Here is an 18180-nt window from a genome sequence, read left to right as displayed (position 1 = left end):
GCGACGGCTGCCGCTATCCGATCAGCTCGGGTCCCGGCTGACCTTCGATCAGGAACTGGGAGTCGTCCTTCAAGTTGACGCCGGTCAGCCCGCGCCGGAACGCTTCCCGCAGCAGCCATGCGGTTTTGAACGTGCCCTCATCGTAAGAGAGGCCGCGCTGACGAATGTTCGAAATGCAGTTGCGGTCGGCGTCCTTGATGCCGATGCGCGGCGAAAACGTGAGGTAGACGCCGAGGCTGTCCGGCGACGACAGGCCCGGCCGCTCGCCGATCAACACGAGCACGGCCTTGCCGCCGAGAATTTCGCCGGCTTCGTCGCCCAGCGCAACGCGGGCGTCGTCGGCGAGTAGGACCGGCGATAGTTTCCAGCCGGCTTTCACGACGTAGGGCATGAACGCCGACATATAGGCCAGCGTGTTGGCCGCGACGCCCAGCGACGAAAGCCCGTCGCCGACGAGAATGACGAGATCAGGCTTCGCCGATCCTTCGACCTCGGATGCGCGAACGAGCGCCTCGCGCGAGACGTCGGACAGGCGGCGGCCGAGGTCGGGACGGCGGAGATATTCCGACCGATCGGTGGCGGCGCTCGCTATTCTCAACGTCGAAAGACCGAGATTTGACAGGCCTTTTTCGATCGGCGTCCAATCGATCGGCGTCGTCACCGCGTCTCGCGCCATGGCGTGCGAAAGGGCGAAATTCAGAACTTCGCGCGTCGGCATCGCAGAACCCGAGCGGCCAAGGCCGATGCGCGCGTCCGTGAACCGTTTCAGATTTGCCCAGGGATCCTCTGTCATGGTCATGCTGCCAATGCCTGTGCATGCGTGAGGAGCGGATTGCCCGGCGCGTGCGGCGCGAGGTGGCCGCTTGTGTCAGTCACCCCGATGCGAGAGAGCCACGCTTCGAACTCGGGCGCGCGCTTCAGCCCCAGCGCTTCTCGCACATAGAGCGCGTCGTGGAACGACGTCGACTGGTAATTCAACATGATGTCGTCGGCGCCAGGGATGCCCATGATGAAGTTGACGCCTGCGGCGCCGAGCATCATCAACAGGATGTCCATGTCGTCCTGGTCGGCTTCGGCGTGGTTCGTGTAGCAAATATCGCAGCCCATCGGCAGGCCGAGCAGCTTGCCGCAGAAATGATCCTCGAGCCCGGCCCGGATGATTTCCTTGCCGTTATAGAGATATTCCGGCCCGATGAAGCCGACGACGGTGTTGACGAGAAGCGGCTTGAACTGACGGGCGACGGCATAGGCGCGGGCCTCGATCGTCTGCTGATCGCAGCCGTGATGCGCGTCCGCCGACAGTGCCGACCCCTGGCCCGTTTCGAAATACATGCAGTTGTCGCCGACTGTTCCGCGCTTGATGCTGAGGGCGGCTTCGCGGCCTTCCTTCAGATGCGCGAGCGTGACGCCGAACGACGCGTTTACACCCTCCGTCCCGCCGATCGACTGGAATACGAGGTCAACGGGCGCGCCCTTGGCGATGGCGTCGATCGTGGTCGTGACGTGGGTCAACACGCAACTCTGCGTCGGGATTTCGAAGCGGCGGATGATATCGTCCATCATCACCAAAAGATCGGTGATCGCGGTGAGATTGTCGCTCGCCGGGTTGATGCCGATGACGGCATCGCCGCAGCCGTACATCAAGCCATCTACGATCGAAGCCGCGATGCCTTTCTTGTCGTCGGTCGGGTGATTAGGTTGCAGGCGGACGGCCATATGGCCCGGAATGCCGATCGTATTGCGGAACCTCGTTATCACGTGCGCCTTCTTGGCGCCGAGCACGAGATCCTGGTTGCGCATGATTTTCGAGACGGCTGCGACCATCTCCGGCGTCAGTCCAGGTGCGAGGGCGGAGACTTTCTGCGGCGTCGCGTTTTCTGAGAGAAGCCAATCGCGGAACTCGCCGACCGTCATGTGTGAGATGGGCGCGAAGGCTACCGCATCATGGGTATCGATGATGAGGCGCGTTACGTCGTCGGCTTCGTACGGGATGATCGCTTCGTTGAGGAACTGCTTCAGGGGGACATCGGCAAGCGCCATCTTGGCTGCCACGTTCTCGGCGGCCGATGTCGCCGCGACGCCAGCAAGCACGTCGCCGGAACGCGGCGGTGTCGCCTTGGCCAGAAGTTCTTTGAGGGTGGAAAACGTGTAGGTGGTTCCGCCAGCGTGCACCCGATACATGGCATTCTCCCCGGTCACCGGTCGTTCTTACCAATAATGTCGCAAGAGGCCATCTACGCAAGCTTCAATTCGTGCTCATCCTATAGTCATCAGCACGTTTGCAGTGCGAGCGCAGGCTAATGCGTAGCGAAACCGACTTTCGATTTGTGTGAGGCGCTTTCAGGCCGGCCCGCTGCGAGAGCCGCCACCCCCAAGATGAAGACGTTGATCGAATTGTCGAACGCGGCGTCCGGATCGAGTGTCTTGAGAGCCGGAATGAGCGACCTGGTCGCCTTGTAGGTCTCTGGCTCGAGGCCTTCGAGTTCCGCTTCATCGCTGGGCCCGATGGGGCGCAGAAGGCCCTCGGCCTCGGCGAGCGCGAAACCCAAGACAAAAGCGTAAAACGCGAGGCCGAGGCCGGCGACGTCAGCGTCGGCAAGCCCGGCCTGCCGCAGCGCGCAATAAACGACCTCGCTCGATATGTGGTCGGTGGGTCCCGTCGCGTTGTAGCGAAAATGTAGAGGAAAAACGAGCGGATGGCGGTGCGCGAGCGTGCGATAGGCGTTGGCTACGGCCTTGAGGTCGCTCTGCCAATCGGAGGTCGATACCGGCATTTCGATGTCGCGCAAGGCGCGGTCGGCGATGGCGCGAAGCAGTTCCTCCTTCGAGCCGAAATGATGCAAGACCGTCATCGGGTCGACGCCGAGGGCTGCAGCGAGCTTCCGGATCGAAAATCCCTGCTCTCCAGTGCTCGCGAACAGATTAAAGGCGGCGTCGAGGATCTCGGATCTCTCGACCCCCCGGCGTGCCCGGGATTTCGGTTCTGCCATTTCGCGTGGCCCTTGACTTCTACACTGTAGAGAATACTCTAGAAGTTATTGAATAAGCAAGTATCGCTGTCGTTAGTTATCGAGTGTCGCATCGCGGATGGTGCGACCGGCCAGGAAACATCGGTATGGCGCCGTCGGGTATCCGGCTCCCGGCTTTTTTCGCTGACAGTGCACTGGCTCAGGCCGGCTGCAGCGGGACCTCGCGCCCCATGAAAAGCGCGCCTCATCCGAAGCGCGAGCTTCTGAAGCTGTGCGCCCGCATCGGCTATACGCCGCACTGACGCCTCCCAGCTTCTTTCACCGACTGGCCCGCTACCGGGCCCCTCAACCGTTCCGCTGGAGAGAAAACCCGTGTCCAACCGATTTCAGACAAAGCAGATCCAAGACCTCGACGCGCAGCATCATTTGCATCCGTTCTCGGATCACCAGTCGCTACGGGCGGGTCCGAACGTCCGCGTCATCGTGAAGGGCGAAGGACCTTACGTGATCGACAGCGAAGGCCACCGCATTCTGGATGGCATGGCCGGCCTTTGGACGACCAACATCGGCTACGGCAATAAGGAGCTGGCTCAGGCCGCTTACGACCAGATGGTCGAGCTGCCGTTCTACAATACGTTCTTCAAGACGACGCATCCGCCTGTCGTGGCGTTGTCGCGCAAGCTTGCCGAAATCGCGCCGGCGCACATCAATCAAGTCTTCTTCGGATCGTCAGGCTCGGAATCGAACGACACGGCGATCCGCCTCATCCGTCACTACTGGGCGCTCAAGGGCGAGCCGAAACGCCGGATCATCATCAGCCGCAAGAACGCGTACCACGGGTCGACCATCGCGGCCGGCTCGATGGGCGGCATGAGCCATGTCCATCAGCACAGCTATCCCGTTTACGAAGGGTTCCGGCATGTGATGGATCCCTATTGGTATGGAGATTCATTCCCGGGCGAGACGCCGGAAGCTTTCGGGCTTCGTGCGGCGCGCGCGATCGAGGAAGAGATTCTTCGCTGCGGACCGGAGAATGTCGCGGCATTCGCGGGCGAACCCGTTCAGGGCGCAGGCGGCGTCAAGATTGCGCCATCCACCTATTGGCCGGAAGTTCAGCGCATCGTCGACAAGTACGGCATTCTGCTGCTGGCTGACGAGGTGATCACCGGGTTCGGTCGCGTCGGGACGTGGTTTGCATCGGAATTCTATGGGCTCAAGCCGAACCTGATCACATTCGCGAAGGCCGCGACGTCCGGGTACATTCCGCTTTCCGGCGTTCTCGTGGACGACAAGATCGTCGAAGCGCTGATGTCGAAGGACGACGATTTCAATCACGGTTACACCTTCTCGGGCCATCCCGTTGCTTGCGCCGTCGCGTTGAAGAATCTCGAGATCATGGAGCGCGACCGGCTCGTTCCGAAGGTGAAGGAGACGACGGGTCCGGCGCTCGCCAAGCTGTTCGCCCGGTTCAAGGATCACCCGCTTGTCGGTGAAGTGCGCACGGTCGGCATGCTCGGCGCGATCGAACTCGTCGCAGACAAGAAAACGCGCAAGCGTTTCGACGATCCGGGCCGCGTCGGCCTCATCTGCCGCGACCACTTCTTCCGCGAAGGATTCATCATGCGGGCCGTCTACGACACCATGGTATGCGCACCGCCGCTGACTTGGACGGACACGCACTTCGAAGAAGCCGGCGCCGTGATCCAGAAGGCACTAGATCAGACGCTCGCCGACGTGCGTGGAGAACTTGCGGCATGAGCCGGCCGATCATCATAATTCCCTGCAGCACGGAAACGGTCGGCGGGCTCTCCGCCGACGCCGTCGTGCGGAAATACGCGGTCGCGGTCGTCGAAGGCTCGGAGTGCCAGCCGCTCTTCGTTCCGGTCGGCAAGGGGCTTGCCGATATCGGCTCGGTTCTCGACGTCGCGTCCGGCATCCTTTTGACGGGCGCCATCTCGAACGTTCACCCCGAGCATTACAGTGACGAAGAGCCGATCCTCCCGAACGCGATCGATCGCGATCGGGATGCGGTGACGTTGCCGCTCATCCGCGCGGCCGTCGAATGCAAGCTACCGCTCTTTGCGATTTGCCGGGGCTTCCAGGAGCTCAACGTCGCGCTCGGCGGCACGCTGCACCAGGCCGTGCATACCCTTGAGGACTACGCCGATCATCGCGAGCCGGCGGTCACGGATTTCGACGTGATGTTTGCGGCTCGCCATCCGGTTACGCTCAAGGGCGAACTCAAGAAGTGGCTCGCGCAGGACGAGATCATCGTCAATTCGCTGCACGGACAGGGCATCAAGTCCCTTGCCGAGCCGCTCGTCGCCGAAGCATTCGCCGAAGACGGGCTGATCGAAGCTGCGCGGGTGGTTCCCGGGCATCCATTTTCACTCGGCGTGCAATGGCACCCCGAGTGGCAGATCCATTCAAATCCTCAATCCCTGGCTCTGTTCCGTCGCTTCGGCGACGCTGCGAGAGGCAAGATCGCAAAAGGACAGGCCGCATGACCGACACTTTCATCACCATCGACGAAGCGGCCGCATTCCTCGACGCCAATCCGACCGTCACCTGGATCGACATCGTGCTGTTCGACATGAACGGCATGGCTCGAGGCAAGAGAGTCCGTCGCGCCGATCTCGTCGGCGCCGTCAAGAACGGCCTCTTACTTCCGGCGTCTGTTTACGTGCTCGACCCGCGCGGCAACTCGATCGCGGAGACGGGCCGTCTTTGGGAAACCGGCGATCACGACATTCCATTCCGCATTCTTGCCGGCACGCTCAAGCCGGTGCCGGTCGGCGCGGGTACCCACGGGCAAGCCGTAATGGTGCCGGTGGAGTTCTGCGATATGTGTCCGCGCGGCGTGCTTCAGGGGCAAGTCGAACGTCTCGCCGCCGCCGGGCAGACGCCTGTCGTTGCCGTAGAGCTTGAATTCTACGTCACGCGCCGCTCGCCCGATGGTCATTTCACTCTCGAGACGCCGCCCGGTCTCTCGTCCGATCCCGAACGGCCGATGACCTTCCAGTTCGAGGAAATGGATACGCTCGGACCGTTCATCGACGACGTTTACCGGATCGCCGAGGCCCAGGGGCTTCCGGTCGATGCGGTGATGCAGGAGTCGGGCCCCGGACAGTTCGAGATCAACCTCAAGCATAGCGATGCCATGTCGGCCGCGCTCAACGGCCTCCTGCTCAAGCGGGCGGTCAAGGCTGCTGCGCGCGCTCATGATCTCGAAGCGACCTTCATGGCCAAGCCGCATCACGACTGGACCGGCTCGGGGATGCACATCCACGTCAGCCTCGTCGACAGCCAGGGCAAAAACCTATTTGCCGGCGAGCCGATGGCGCCGATGTTCCGTCAGGCCATCGGCGGCTTGTGCCAATCCATGCCGGACTTCATGGCGATCTGGGCACAGTCGGCCAATGCCTACCGCCGCTATGTGCCGGAATCCTACGTTCCGATGGCCGCCCACTGGGGCTTCAACAACCGCACCGTCGCGCTGCGCATTCCGGCCGGCTCAGGCCCTGCGACGCGCATCGAGCATCGCGTTTCGGGGGCGGACGCCAACCCGTTCCTCGTCGTTGCCGCGATCCTCGCCGGTATTCGCCACGGCTTAACCAATGCGATCGACCCTGGACAACACGCCGAAGGCAACGCGGAAACGCTCGACGGCGCTTCGCTTCCGACAGCCTGGGTCAATTCCCTCGAGAAATTCCGCACATCGAAAATCGTGCGGGAAGCATTCGGCGCGCCGTTCCAGGACGTCTATTATAGGCTGAAGCAGACCGAACGGATCGCGTTCGAACGCATCGTCACCTCTCTCGACCACGCGTGGTACGCCCAAGTTGCATAAGGCATAGTGTCATGACATCGCTCGCGCATTTCGAAGCGGTTGCTGGTTCGATGAAGCTTCCGGGGGAGGCCGTCATCGACGGGCGCCTCACCGGTAGCGCGTCGGGCAAGACGTTCGACAACGTCACACCGCGGAACGGACGAATTCTCAATCGCGTCGCCCAGTGCGATGCGGCCGACGTCGACGCCGCCGTCAAAAGCGCGCGCAGCACATTTGAGAACGGGTCGTGGCGCAAGCTTCATTATCGCGAAAAGAAGAAGATCCTTCTCAAGCTCGCGGACTTGATGGAGCGCGATATCGAGACGCTCGCCGTTCTCGAAAGCCTCGATGTCGGCAAGCCAATCTCGAACGCGCTCGGCGGCGATGTACCGAATGCAATCCGAAGCCTCCGCTATTACGCCGAGGCGCTCGACAAGATTTATGGCGAGGTCGGCCCTGAAGCGCCGGACCGATTTTCGTTCGTGGTCCACGATCCGCTCGGCGTGATCGGCGCCATCGTGCCGTGGAACTTTCCGCTCCACATGGCGATGTGGAAGGTTGCTCCGGCGCTGGCTATGGGGAACTCCGTCGTTTTGAAGCCCGCCGAGCAATCGCCTCTCACGGCGCTGAAGCTCGGGGAACTCGCTCTCGAAGCCGGGCTGCCGGCCGGCGCTCTCAACGTCGTCCCGGGTTTCGGCATTGAAGCCGGGAAAGCTCTCGCGCTGCACAACGACGTCGACATGATCGCCTTCACCGGATCGGGCTCGGTCGGCAAGCTGCTGATGCAGTATTCCGGACAGAGCAACTTGAAGCGCGTGAGCCTGGAACTCGGCGGCAAGTCTCCGCACATCATCTTCGCGGACTGCCCCGATCTTGACCGCGCCGCCACGGAAGCCGCCTGGGGCGTCTTCTATAATTCAGGTCAGGTATGCACTGCCGGATCTCGCCTCTTAGCGCAGGATTCTATAGCGGATGATTTCCTCGATCGGCTCATAAAGGTTGCCCGCAAGATCGTTGCCGGTGATCCGCTCGAGCCTTCGACCGCCACGGGCGCAATGGTGAATGAAGAGCAGATGAAGACGGCACTACGCTACATCGAAACGGCGAAGCGCGAGGGCGGCTCCCTGGCGCTCGGCGGCAGTCGCACGCTGGCTGACACCGGCGGCTTCTACGTCGAGCCGACGGTGTTCGATCAGATCAAGCCTGAGAACACGCTTGCGCGCGAAGAAGTTTTCGGCCCCGTGCTCGCCGTCACCCGGTTCAAACAGCCCGACGACGCCATTCGCATTGCCAACGATACGAATTACGGTCTCGCAGCCGGGCTCTGGACGAAGGACATTTCGCTCGCCCATCGTGCCGCCCGCGAAATCCGCGCGGGGCTCGTCTGGATCAATGGCTGGGACGCCTGCGATATCACGATGCCGTTTGGCGGGTTCAAGCAATCCGGCTTCGGCCGCGACCGCTCGCTTCACGCGCTCCATAAGTATGCCGACATGAAGTCGGTATCGATCACGTTCTGACGCCCCCGGAGACCATAATGAACATCAAGCCCTCGACCCCCTTCCCGACCGCCGCACTCATCGACGGACAGTGGGTCACCTCGCCGAAGACGTTCGCGGTTCTCGATCCGGCGACGGGCGAGAAGATCGCGGATGTGCCGGATCTGACGCCTGAGGACACGAAGCGCGCCATCAATGCTGCCGCCAAGGCGTTCCCGGCCTGGGCCGCCAAGCCCGCGAAGGATCGCGCAGTAATCCTGCGGCGCTGGTTCGATCTCATCATTGCCGAAACGGAGTCGCTCGCGCAGCTGATGACAGCCGAGCAGGGCAAACCCATCGCCGAAGCGCGCGGCGAAGTCGTCTATGGCGCGTCCTTCATTGAGTGGTTCGCAGAAGAAGGGAAACGCGCCTACGGGCATACGATCCCGACGACGGTCGCTTCGCGCCGCTACGTTACGATCAAGCAGCCGATCGGCGTTTGCGCCGCGATCACACCGTGGAATTTCCCGATTGCGATGATCACGCGCAAGGTCGGCTGCGCGCTCGCCGCGGGCTGCACGATCGTCGTCAAGCCTTCGGAAGAGACGCCGCTTTCGGCTCTCGCCCTCGCGAAGCTCGCCGTCGACGCGGGCGTGCCGGCCGGCGTGTTCAACGTCATCACGACGCTTGATGGCCCGGGCTGCGGCAAGGTCCTGACCGCCGACGACCGCGTCCGGAAGCTGACGTTCACCGGATCGACCGAGGTTGGCCGCATCCTCTATCGCCAGTCCGCCGATACGATCAAAAAGCTGACGCTCGAACTCGGTGGCAACGCGCCGCTGATCATCTTCGACGACGCCGACTTGCAGCAGGCAGTCGCCGGAACGATGGCTTCGAAGTTCCGCAATGCGGGTCAGACATGCGTCTGCGCCAACCGCATTCTCGTGCAGGCGGGGATCTTCGACAAGTTCATCGCTAGCCTGAAGGAAGCCGCCGGAAAGCTCGTCGTCGCTCCGGGCCGTGAGGCGACGTCCACCATCGGGCCGCTGATCAACGCAGAAGCGATCGAGAAGGTGAAATCGCTGCTTTCAAATGCAGTGTCACATGGCGCGAAGATCGAGATGGGCGGCAAGCCCGATAATCACGGAGCGCTGTTCTTCTCGCCGACCATCGTGACCGGAATCACGGACAAAATGGCCATCGCGACCGAGGAAATTTTCGGACCTGTCGCTTCGATCTTCCGCTTCGAGACGGAAGCCGATGCGATCCGTATCGCCAACGATACGCCGTTCGGCCTTGCGGCTTACCTCTTCAGCCAGAACCTGTCGCGGGCGTGGCGCGTCGCGGAGGCGCTGGAGGCCGGCATGGTCGGCGTCAACGAGGGCGTCTTCTCCAACGAGGTCGTGCCATTTGGCGGCATCAAGCAGTCGGGTCTCGGCCGCGAGGGCGCGCAGGAAGGTCTCGACGAATATCTCGAGACGAAATTCATCTGCCTTGGCGGCATCAGCGCCTAGCAGTCAAGTTTCGGCGGAGCAATTCGACTATTGCTCCGCTGAGCCATCATAGACAGCCAGACCATTTGAAGGACCGACAATGGCTACCTCCGTCGAACTCCAGGCCCGCCGCGTTGCCGCCGTTCCGCGCGGCGTCGGCAACGTCACGCAGATCTTCGCCAAGACGGCGAAGAATGCAGAAATCTGGAGCGAGGACGGCAAGCGCTACATCGACTTCGGCGCGGGCATCGCGGTCGTCAATACCGGGCATCAGCACCCTCGCCTCGTGGCTGCGATCCAAGAGCAGCTCAAAGCCTTCAGCCACGTCTGCTTTCAAGTCACGCCGTACGAGAATTACGTCAGCCTCGCCGAGCGCCTGAATGCCATCGCGCCCATTCCTGGGCCTGCGAAAACGATGCTCGCCTCTACCGGCGCCGAAGCGGTCGAAAACGCCGTCAAGGTCGCGCGGGCGTTCACCGGCCATTCGGGCATCATCTCGTTTGCTGGCGGCTTTCATGGCCGCACGCTCATGGGCATGGCGCTGACGGGCAAGGTCGTTCCCTACAAGAAGGGCTACGGACCGTTTCCGCCGGACGTCTACAATGTCGAATTCCCGAACCTCTATCACGGCGGCAGCACAGAACAGAGCATCAAGAGCCTGAAGTCCCTCTTCAAGCACACGGCCGATCCGTCGAGCATTGCCGCGATCATCATCGAGCCGGTGCAGGGCGAAGGTGGCTTCAACGTCGTGCCGAAGGATTTCATGGTCGCGCTCAGGAAGCTTTGCGACGATAACGGCATCCTGCTGATCGCGGATGAGATCCAGACCGGTTTCGCGCGAACCGGCAAGCTCTTCGCGATGGAGCACTACGGCGTCAAGGCCGACGTCGTCACCATGGCGAAGGGGTTGGCCGGCGGCCTTCCGCTCTCGGCCATCGTCGGGCGCGCCGACGTGATGGATGCGTCGAACCCCGGCGGTCTCGGCGGCACGTATGCCGGCAACCCGATCGCCTGCGCTGCCGCTCACGCGGTGCTCGATGTGATCAACGAGGAAAAGCTCTGCGATCGCGCCAATGCCATCGGCAAGATCATCATGGATCGGTGCGCGGCGCTGCAGAACAATTCGAACCTGAATTGCATCGGTGACGTGCGCGGCCTCGGCGCCATGTGCGCGGTGGAGCTCGTCAAGGACAAGGTGAGCGGCGAGCCAGCGCCCGAACTCACCGCCGCCCTGCTCAAAGCCGCCAATGAGCGCGGCCTGATTTTGCTGTCGTGCGGCACCTACGGCAACGTCGTCCGCTTTCTCGTGCCACTGACGGCGAGCGATGAACTGGTTCGCGAGGGCATGGATGTCTTCGAAGCGGCGCTGACCGACGCCGTCGCTCGCGCAGCTTGACGATTGGCCTCGGCGACTCCCCTCCGGGGAGCCGGCCGCCGAGGCCGAAGAGATAAAATGATTGACCTCGGTGACGCTCTTCGGGGAGCCGGGCCGAAATGGAGGAAAGTGACCCATGAACGTCCAAATCAAACCGAACGATCTTGCAGCGTTCTGGATGCCGTTCACCGCGAACAAGCAGTTCAAGGCGAACCCGCGCTTGTTCGTCGGCGCCAAGGACATGCACTACATCACCAACGATGGACGGCGCGTTCTTGATGGCACGTCGGGTCTCTGGTGCGTCAACGCCGGTCACTGCCGGCCGAAGATCGCCGAAGCCATCAAGGCGCAAGTCGAGACGCTCGACTTCGCAGGCACCTTCCAGATGGGTCACACACGCGCTTTCGAAGCGGCGACCCGTCTCGTCGATCTCGCGCCTGAAGGGTTCAACCAGGTATTCTTCACCAACTCGGGTTCGGAGTCGGTCGAGACCGCCCTCAAAATGGCGATCGCGTATCACCGCGCGAAGGGCAACGCCTCGAAGGTGCGCCTGATCGGCCGTGAACGCGGCTATCATGGTGTCAACTTCGGCGGCATGGCGGTCGGCGGCATCGGTCCGAACCGCAAGATGTTCGGCGCGCTCGTCGCCGGCGTCGACCATATGCGCAACACGCACGATATCGCTCGCAACGCTTTCTCGCGCGGCGAACCGGAACATGGTGCCGAGCTTGCAGACGATCTCGAACGTCTCGTCGCCTTGCACGATGCTTCGACGATCGCTGCCGTCATCGTCGAACCCGTTGCCTGTTCGACGGGCGTGCTGATCCCGCCGAAGGGATATCTGAAGCGCCTCGAAGCCATCGCGCGCAAGCACGACATTCTCTTGATCGCGGACGAAGTGATCACCGCGTTCGGCCGGCTCGGCACGCCGTTCGGGTCGGATTACTTCGGCATCTCGCCCGACATCATCACGACGGCGAAGGGTGTGACCAACGGCACCGTTCCGATGGGCGCGGTATTCGTGAAATCGCATGTCCACGACGCGTTCATGAACGGCCCGGATTGGATGATCGATTTCTTCCACGGCTACACGTATTCGGGCCATCCGGTCGCCTGCGCGGCCGCCATCGGCACGCTCGATACCTATGCCGAGGAAGGCCTGCTGACGCGCGCGGCCGAGCTTGCCCCCTATTGGGAAGAGCGCGTGCACGCTCTCAAAGGGCTTCCGCACATCATCGACATTCGCAACATCGGCCTGATCGGCGCGATCGAATTCGCACCGGATCCGGCGCAACCCGGCAAGCGCGCCTACGAGCGATTCGTCAAAGCATTCGAGGCGGGTCTTCTCGTCCGGCAGACGGGCGACATCATCGCTCTGTCGCCGCCGCTCGTCATTTCAAAGGCTGAGATCGACCAGCTGTTCGACATCTTCACGAAGGTATTGAAGGCGGACTACTGAGCCAGTCAAAGTCGCGCATAGCAAACAAAAATCGGAAAACGAGCTTTCAATGCACATGATCGAGAATGCCATCAACGGTCGCCGCGCCGCCGTTCACGCTGCGCGCACTGCGCCCGTCTTCAACCCGGCGACGGGCGAAGAAGTTGCGCGGCTGCCGTTGTCGAGCGCGGAAGATCTCAATGCGGCTGTGGTGGCGGCGAAGGCTGCCGCCGCTTCGTGGGGCACGACGCCCCCGATGAAGCGCGTCCGGCCGATGTTCAAGTTCAAGGAGCTTCTGGAGAAGAATGCCGACGAGATCGCACGCGCGATTTCGCGCGAGCACGGCAAAACGCATGCGGACGCGCTCGGCGAATTGGCGCGCGGGATCGATGTCGTCGATTTCGCCTGCGGAATTCCTCATCTCCTGAAAGGCGAGTTCAGCCGCAACGTCGGGCCCGACATCGACAGTTGGTCGGATCGCCAGCCGCTCGGCGTCGTCGCCGGCATCACGCCTTTCAACTTCCCGGCCATGGTGCCGATGTGGATGTTTCCGGTCGCCATCGCGTGCGGCAACACTTTCATCCTGAAGCCGTCGGAGCGCGATCCGTCGGCGCCGATGCTGCTCTGGGAGCTTTTCCAGGAAGCGGGCCTCCCGGCCGGTGTATTCAACATCGTGCACGGCGATAAGACGATCGTGGATGCGATCCTCGATCATCCGGATATTTCGGCTGTGTCGTTCGTCGGGTCGACGCCCGTCGCGCAGTACATCTACGGCCGCGGCTCGGCCAATGGAAAGCGCGTGCAGGCTCTGGGCGGGGCGAAGAACCACATGATCGTCATGCCGGACGCGGATATGGATCAAGCCGTCGACGCTCTCATGGGTGCGGGTTACGGCTCGGCCGGCGAGCGCTGCATGGCGATATCGGTCGCGGTTCCGGTCGGCGAGAAGACGGCCGACCGGCTTGTCGAAGCTCTCGCGCCGCGCGTCGCTAACCTGAAGGTCGGCCCCGCATCGGATGCCGCATCCGAAATGGGCCCCGTGGTGACGGCAGACGCGAAGCGGCGCATCACGTCGCTCATCGACAAGGGCGTCGCCGAAGGCGCCAAGCTCGTCGTGGACGGCCGCGGCTTGAAGCTTCAGGGATATGAGAACGGCTACTTCCTCGGCGGCACGCTATTCGATCGTGTCACGCGCGACATGACGATCTATCGCGAGGAGATCTTCGGGCCGGTTCTTTCCGTCGTTCGCGCTCAGAACTATGACGAAGCCGCCGACCTCATCAATACGAACGAATACGGGAACGGCACCGCGATCTTCACCCGCGACGGCGATACCGCGCGCGCCTTCGCGGATCGGATCGAAGTCGGCATGGTCGGCATCAACGTGCCGCTGCCGGTTCCGGTTGCGTATCACTCATTCGGCGGGTGGAAGCGGTCCGCGTTCGGAGACCATGCGATTTACGGACCGGAAGGCGTGCACTTCTATACGCGCTTGAAAACGGTCACCTCGCGGTGGCCGGCCGGCATCCGCAAGGGCGCGGAGTTCAATTTCCCGAGCTTGAAATAAAATAAATGCGGCGCCGGGATCATCCGATCCGGCGCCGCACTTCCTTTTCAGAACAATGGAATGCTCCGCGAGCGTGCGATTTAATTCGCAGGCGTTATATCAGCGAAGATACGGGCAGACGCGCTCGACGCCGCGGCGATCGATATACGTGCCGGTACGATAACTGAATTCCGGGAAGTCTCGCGCACAGCGATCCATATCCACGCGGTCGGCGCGATGCTCGGCCACTGCGGATGCGATCAACGCGCCTCCGACGATACCGCCGATGAGCGCTCCGGGTCCCCAGCCCCAACCGCCGCCGCCATGCCAGCCGACGTTCATCACGCCGTTGTCTTTCGCCAGGGCCGGTACGCCAGCGCCGAATGGGGCTGCGGCTGCTTGCTCGGTCGCCGCAAACGTTGCCGTCATGGAGACGACGACGAGAGATGATGCGATGAGTTTTTTCAGTTTGGTCATTGATGCGTTCCCACCGAAACGATGTGCCTTTCCCGCCTAACGCGGCCAACGAATTGATCCGTCGCCAAACCGCGAAACGATCACAGGCATGAATGAATCGTTGCAAAAAACATCGCGCGCGTTCGCGACATTTCGAAGGCACCTAGTGGCGCAATACGTCGCCGATAGAACGCTTCGGAGAACAAGTGGCGGAATAGAAAACCGGCCGCTCCGGGGGGAGGAGCGACCGGTTTGATGGCCGCCGGTGAGGGATCCGGCGGCACGGGGGTTCTTCAGAATTACTCAGCAGCAAGACGAAAGTTGCGACTGGTTTCTACACTGTCGAAACCTAACGATGCCGAGACGGCTGCATGCGTAATGCGCCCATTCTTGACGTTCAACCCAGCTGCTAAGTGGGGGTCCCTATCAAACGCCGCAAGGCCTTTTTCCGCAAGCTTCATAACGAATGGCAGCGTTGCGTTATTGAGGGCCTGCGCCGATGTGACGGGAACCGCCCCCGGCATATTGGCGACGCAGTAATGAATGATGCCGTCGATTTCGAATGTCGGATTGGCATGGGTCGTCGGCTTCGATGTCTCGAAGCATCCGCCCTGATCGATGGACACGTCAACGAGGACTGCGCCCTTTTTCATGTGCTTCAGCATCGCGCGATTGACGAGTTTCGGCGCGCTCGCGCCTGCGATCAGCACCGCGCCGATAACGACATCGGCTGCGAGCACTTCGTTCTCGATCGTTTCCATCGTCGACGCGAGCGTCGTGGTGCGGCCCTTGAAGACTTCGTCCAGCTGACGGAGACGCGGGAGCGACCGGTCTATGATGGAAACCTCGGCACCAAGACCGACCGCCATCCGCGCCGCATGCGTGCCGACGACCCCGCCGCCGAGCACAACGACTTTCGCGGGCTTCACGCCCGGAACTCCACCCAGCAGAACGCCACGCCCGCCCGTCGGACGGCGCAAGGCAATCGCGGCTGCCTCAATCGAAAGACGCCCGGCTACTTCGCTCATGGGGGCGAGAAGCGGCAAGCCACCGGCCGGGTCCGTGACCGTCTCGTAGGCAATCGCCGAGACGCCTGACTCCATCAGGCCAATCGCCTGGGGGGCGTCAGGCGCAAGGTGCAAATAGGTAAACAGGATTTGATCGGACTTGAGGCGCTTCCACTCGGCCTGCTGGGGCTCCTTAACCTTCACGATCAGCTGAGCCTCAGCGAACACCTCTTCCGCCGTCTTGGCGATGCGAGCGCCGGCCTTTTCGTAAACGGCGTCGTCGGCAAAAATGCCGCCTCCGGCGCCGGACTGGACGATGACCTCGTGACCGCGGGCCGTCAGCTCGCGTACGGAGCCGGGCACCAGACCCACTCGAAATTCGTCAGTCTTAATTTCCGTAGGCACACCAATCCGCATATCCATCCCCTTGGTTGGCGCCTCAATAGGCCGCCGTCCTCTTCTGCAGCGTAGGCTGACACAAAAGCTGTGCCGTTACCCAGCAATTCCGCTTGCCCTAAGGCGATTTTTCGCAGCAAATCATCGTCACTGGGCTGAAGGACGCTGAAAAATGGCGGAAATTGCGATGGATGCGCTGGATAAGGCGATTCTGACCGCGCTTCTCGCCGATGGCCGCCAGAGCCAAGTCGAACTGGCGGAGCGCGTGCCCCTATCACCCACGGCTATCGGCCGCCGGATCCGCGCGCTCGAACAGTCAGGCGTGATCTCGGGTTATGAGGCCAAAGTCAATCGCAAGGCCCTCGGCTTTACGATGATGGTCGTCGTGCAGATCAGCCTCGAGAGTCAGAACCAGGAACTGCTGGTGGCGTTCGAACAGGCGGCTGCCGCGGCCCCGTCCATCGTGTCCTGTTACATGATGTCCGGGCAGGACGATTATCTCATCACGGTGCTGGCGCGAGACCTCGCCGATTTTGAACGGATCCATAAGGAGCAGTTGTCGGGGCTCCCTGGAGTCTCCCGATTGCATTCAAGCTTCGTGCTGCGCGAGGTCACAAGCCGATCCCTGCCCGGATCGGCTTTACTACGCTAGGCAACGATCAGGGTGCGAGGGCAGCCGCGGCGGACGCAGGCGGTGCATCATCGGCGTCGCGCTGATAGGACGTCTGCATCGCAGAGCCGTCGCGGCCATAGATATCCGGGCGGAATTCAATGGCGCCGGTCGACGGCTCGGCCCACGCCGTGATGTAGGTGAAGTAAACCGGAATGGGACGCGTCAGCTTAAGTTCCAAGGGCTGGCCCGAATCGAGCTGCTGTCGGACGCGGCCAGGCTGATCCCAACCGGCCTCGTAATGCGCGACCCAATCGCCAAGATCGAATACGTTCTGCACGCGGACGCATCCGGCGCTGAAGGCGCGGCTGCGCTGGTCGAACAGATTTTTCATCGGCGTGTCGTGCATGTAGACGCCGTATTGATTGGACATGTCCAAGCGCAGGAGGCCGAGCGCGTTCTTCTCTCCCGGATCCTGCTTGAACTTGTAGCTGGCGGTCTGAGGCGACGACCAATCAATGGTCTTGCGATCGAGTTCGGGTCCGTTGACGCCGTTGTAAACGCGGATGCCTTCTTCCTCGAGGTAGCCGGGTTCCTTCCTGAGGCGCGGGATGAGGTCGAGCGTTGCGACACTGTCAGGCACGCGCCAAAACGGGAAGAAGTTGAGCGCCTTGATCGTCGCGCGGACATCGGGCGTTTCGCGGCCCTGCCGTCCAACGATCACGCGATGGCGAAGCTGCACTTCGAACTTGTCGACGGCTTCGAGCTGGAATGCCGGAACGTTGACCAGCACGTACCGCTCTTCGACGCCTTGCATGAGGCCGCGGAGCCGTTCGTAGTTCAGCTTGAGCTGCGCCAGGCGCTGTTCGGCCGTGATGTTCAGCACGGGGTAGACCGATTGCTCGATGCGTCCCGTCTCGCGGATGCCATTGCGCTTCTGGAAGCGCTTCACGCCTTCGGTCAGTTCGGAGTCGAACGTTTGAACATCGTAGTAGGAGCCCTTCGCGGGCATGTCGCCGCTGATCCTCAGACGCTTCCGCAGAATCGGAACGCGCGGATCGTCATCGCCTTCACGCAGCATGCGCCCCTGCGGGACGACCGGCCAGCCGCCGCTATCGACGATCTTCTGGTAACGCTCGATCGCCGCGGCAACGGCATTGAGCATCACGTCGCTGCGCCACGGGGTTGCGTCCGGCCTCAGGTCGTCAAGCGCAACGGGCGTTGGCGGCGGGGGGGTATCGCTCGCGCCGCGACCGAAGCTCGGTCCCTGGATCTGATCCCAAAGGCTGATCTGCGCGTGACCCGGCGTCGCGAACTGCGGGAGAAACTGAAAGACCGAAACAACCAGCATCAGCGCGGCTGTCTTCAGAACCGAAGTTCCAAACCGCGTTGTCAAAATCAAATCCCTCATCCCGCTTGCCCGGCTTTCCGCTAAATGATGCGTACCAGTTATAAAACTTCTTCCGGCGACGCTTTCGAATTTCGACGCAGCTCGTCTATGTGGCAGCACACGTGCCTTTTCAGCCACTTAAGTACCAGCACCCATATGGCCAAAGAGTGACGATCTACCAACCCAATCCCGT

General features: G+C 62.0%; 15 protein-coding genes. 9 read left to right on the top strand and 6 right to left on the bottom strand.

From position 1 onward, the window contains the following. Window positions 1-13: 13 nt before the first annotated feature. The 3 genes from eutC to K2Q04_RS16125 all read right to left on the bottom strand — a co-directional run bounded on the left by eutC (window position 14) and on the right by K2Q04_RS16125 (window position 2990). The gene (gene eutC / locus K2Q04_RS16135; protein WP_366935761.1) at window positions 14-799 is read right to left on the bottom strand and encodes an ethanolamine ammonia-lyase subunit EutC; all 786 of its coding nucleotides are present in this window, start codon (window positions 797-799) and stop codon (window positions 14-16) included. Beyond that, window positions 796-2181, bottom strand: coding sequence for an ethanolamine ammonia-lyase subunit EutB (locus tag K2Q04_RS16130; protein WP_291165720.1), 1386 nt, complete (start codon window positions 2179-2181; stop codon window positions 796-798). The genes eutC and K2Q04_RS16130 overlap by 4 nt, the downstream gene beginning before the upstream one ends. A gap of 116 nt (window positions 2182-2297) precedes the next feature. Continuing rightward, complete coding sequence (locus K2Q04_RS16125; protein WP_291165719.1) at window positions 2298-2990, bottom strand: TetR/AcrR family transcriptional regulator; 693 nt, start codon at window positions 2988-2990, stop codon at window positions 2298-2300. 351 nt (window positions 2991-3341) lie between these two features. Here K2Q04_RS16125 and K2Q04_RS16120 point away from each other — a divergent pair, with 351 nt between their 5' ends. From K2Q04_RS16120 to K2Q04_RS16085, 8 genes are all read left to right on the top strand, one after another. Further along, window positions 3342-4727, top strand: coding sequence for an aspartate aminotransferase family protein (locus tag K2Q04_RS16120; protein WP_291165718.1), 1386 nt, complete (start codon window positions 3342-3344; stop codon window positions 4725-4727). After that, on the top strand, window positions 4724-5476 hold the full coding sequence (locus tag K2Q04_RS16115; protein WP_291165717.1) for a gamma-glutamyl-gamma-aminobutyrate hydrolase family protein: 753 nt from the start codon (window positions 4724-4726) through the stop codon (window positions 5474-5476). The genes K2Q04_RS16120 and K2Q04_RS16115 overlap by 4 nt, the downstream gene beginning before the upstream one ends. Then, entirely contained in the window at window positions 5473-6819 is a 1347-nt protein-coding gene (locus K2Q04_RS16110; protein ID WP_291165716.1) for a glutamine synthetase family protein, read from the top strand. Before K2Q04_RS16115 ends, K2Q04_RS16110 begins: the two co-directional genes overlap by 4 nt. 11 nt (window positions 6820-6830) lie before the next feature. Continuing rightward, window positions 6831-8318, top strand: a complete 1488-nt coding sequence (locus tag K2Q04_RS16105; protein ID WP_291165715.1) for an aldehyde dehydrogenase — start codon at window positions 6831-6833, stop codon at window positions 8316-8318. Between the two features lie 17 nt (window positions 8319-8335). Beyond that, window positions 8336-9790 carry an NAD-dependent succinate-semialdehyde dehydrogenase gene (locus tag K2Q04_RS16100; protein ID WP_291165714.1) on the top strand — a complete coding sequence of 485 codons (1455 nt, stop codon included), beginning with the start codon at window positions 8336-8338 and terminating at the stop codon, window positions 9788-9790. A 79-nt stretch (window positions 9791-9869) separates the two neighbouring features. Then, a complete protein-coding gene (gabT, locus tag K2Q04_RS16095) occupies window positions 9870-11165 on the top strand; it encodes a 4-aminobutyrate--2-oxoglutarate transaminase (protein WP_291165713.1) in 1296 nt (431 codons plus the stop codon). Between the two features lie 115 nt (window positions 11166-11280). Continuing rightward, window positions 11281-12603 carry an aspartate aminotransferase family protein gene (locus K2Q04_RS16090; protein ID WP_291165712.1) on the top strand — a complete coding sequence of 441 codons (1323 nt, stop codon included), beginning with the start codon at window positions 11281-11283 and terminating at the stop codon, window positions 12601-12603. A gap of 49 nt (window positions 12604-12652) precedes the next feature. After that, window positions 12653-14149 carry a CoA-acylating methylmalonate-semialdehyde dehydrogenase gene (locus K2Q04_RS16085; protein WP_291165711.1) on the top strand — a complete coding sequence of 499 codons (1497 nt, stop codon included), beginning with the start codon at window positions 12653-12655 and terminating at the stop codon, window positions 14147-14149. Between the two features lie 99 nt (window positions 14150-14248). On the opposite strand, the gene K2Q04_RS16080 is transcribed toward K2Q04_RS16085, so the two are convergent. Beyond that, window positions 14249-14605 (bottom strand): hypothetical protein, encoded by a 357-nt coding sequence (locus tag K2Q04_RS16080; protein ID WP_291165710.1) that lies wholly within the window; start codon window positions 14603-14605, stop codon window positions 14249-14251. 278 nt (window positions 14606-14883) lie between these two features. Next, entirely contained in the window at window positions 14884-16008 is a 1125-nt protein-coding gene (ald, locus tag K2Q04_RS16075; RefSeq protein WP_291165709.1) for an alanine dehydrogenase, read from the bottom strand. 151 nt (window positions 16009-16159) lie between these two features. On the opposite strand from ald, the gene K2Q04_RS16070 reads away from it, so the two are divergent. Beyond that, on the top strand, window positions 16160-16639 hold the full coding sequence (locus tag K2Q04_RS16070; protein ID WP_291165708.1) for an Lrp/AsnC family transcriptional regulator: 480 nt from the start codon (window positions 16160-16162) through the stop codon (window positions 16637-16639). Between the two features lie 7 nt (window positions 16640-16646). Here the strand turns inward: K2Q04_RS16070 and K2Q04_RS16065 are convergent, their stop codons facing one another. After that, window positions 16647-17993 carry a L,D-transpeptidase family protein gene (locus K2Q04_RS16065; protein WP_291165707.1) on the bottom strand — a complete coding sequence of 449 codons (1347 nt, stop codon included), beginning with the start codon at window positions 17991-17993 and terminating at the stop codon, window positions 16647-16649. Window positions 17994-18180 lie beyond the last annotated feature (187 nt).

Source organism: Hyphomicrobium sp. (assembly GCF_019753045.1).
Classification (GTDB): Bacteria; Pseudomonadota; Alphaproteobacteria; order Rhizobiales; family Hyphomicrobiaceae; genus Hyphomicrobium_B.
Note: the sequence above shows the minus strand (reverse complement) of the source record. Positions and strands in the feature narration are given on the sequence as shown.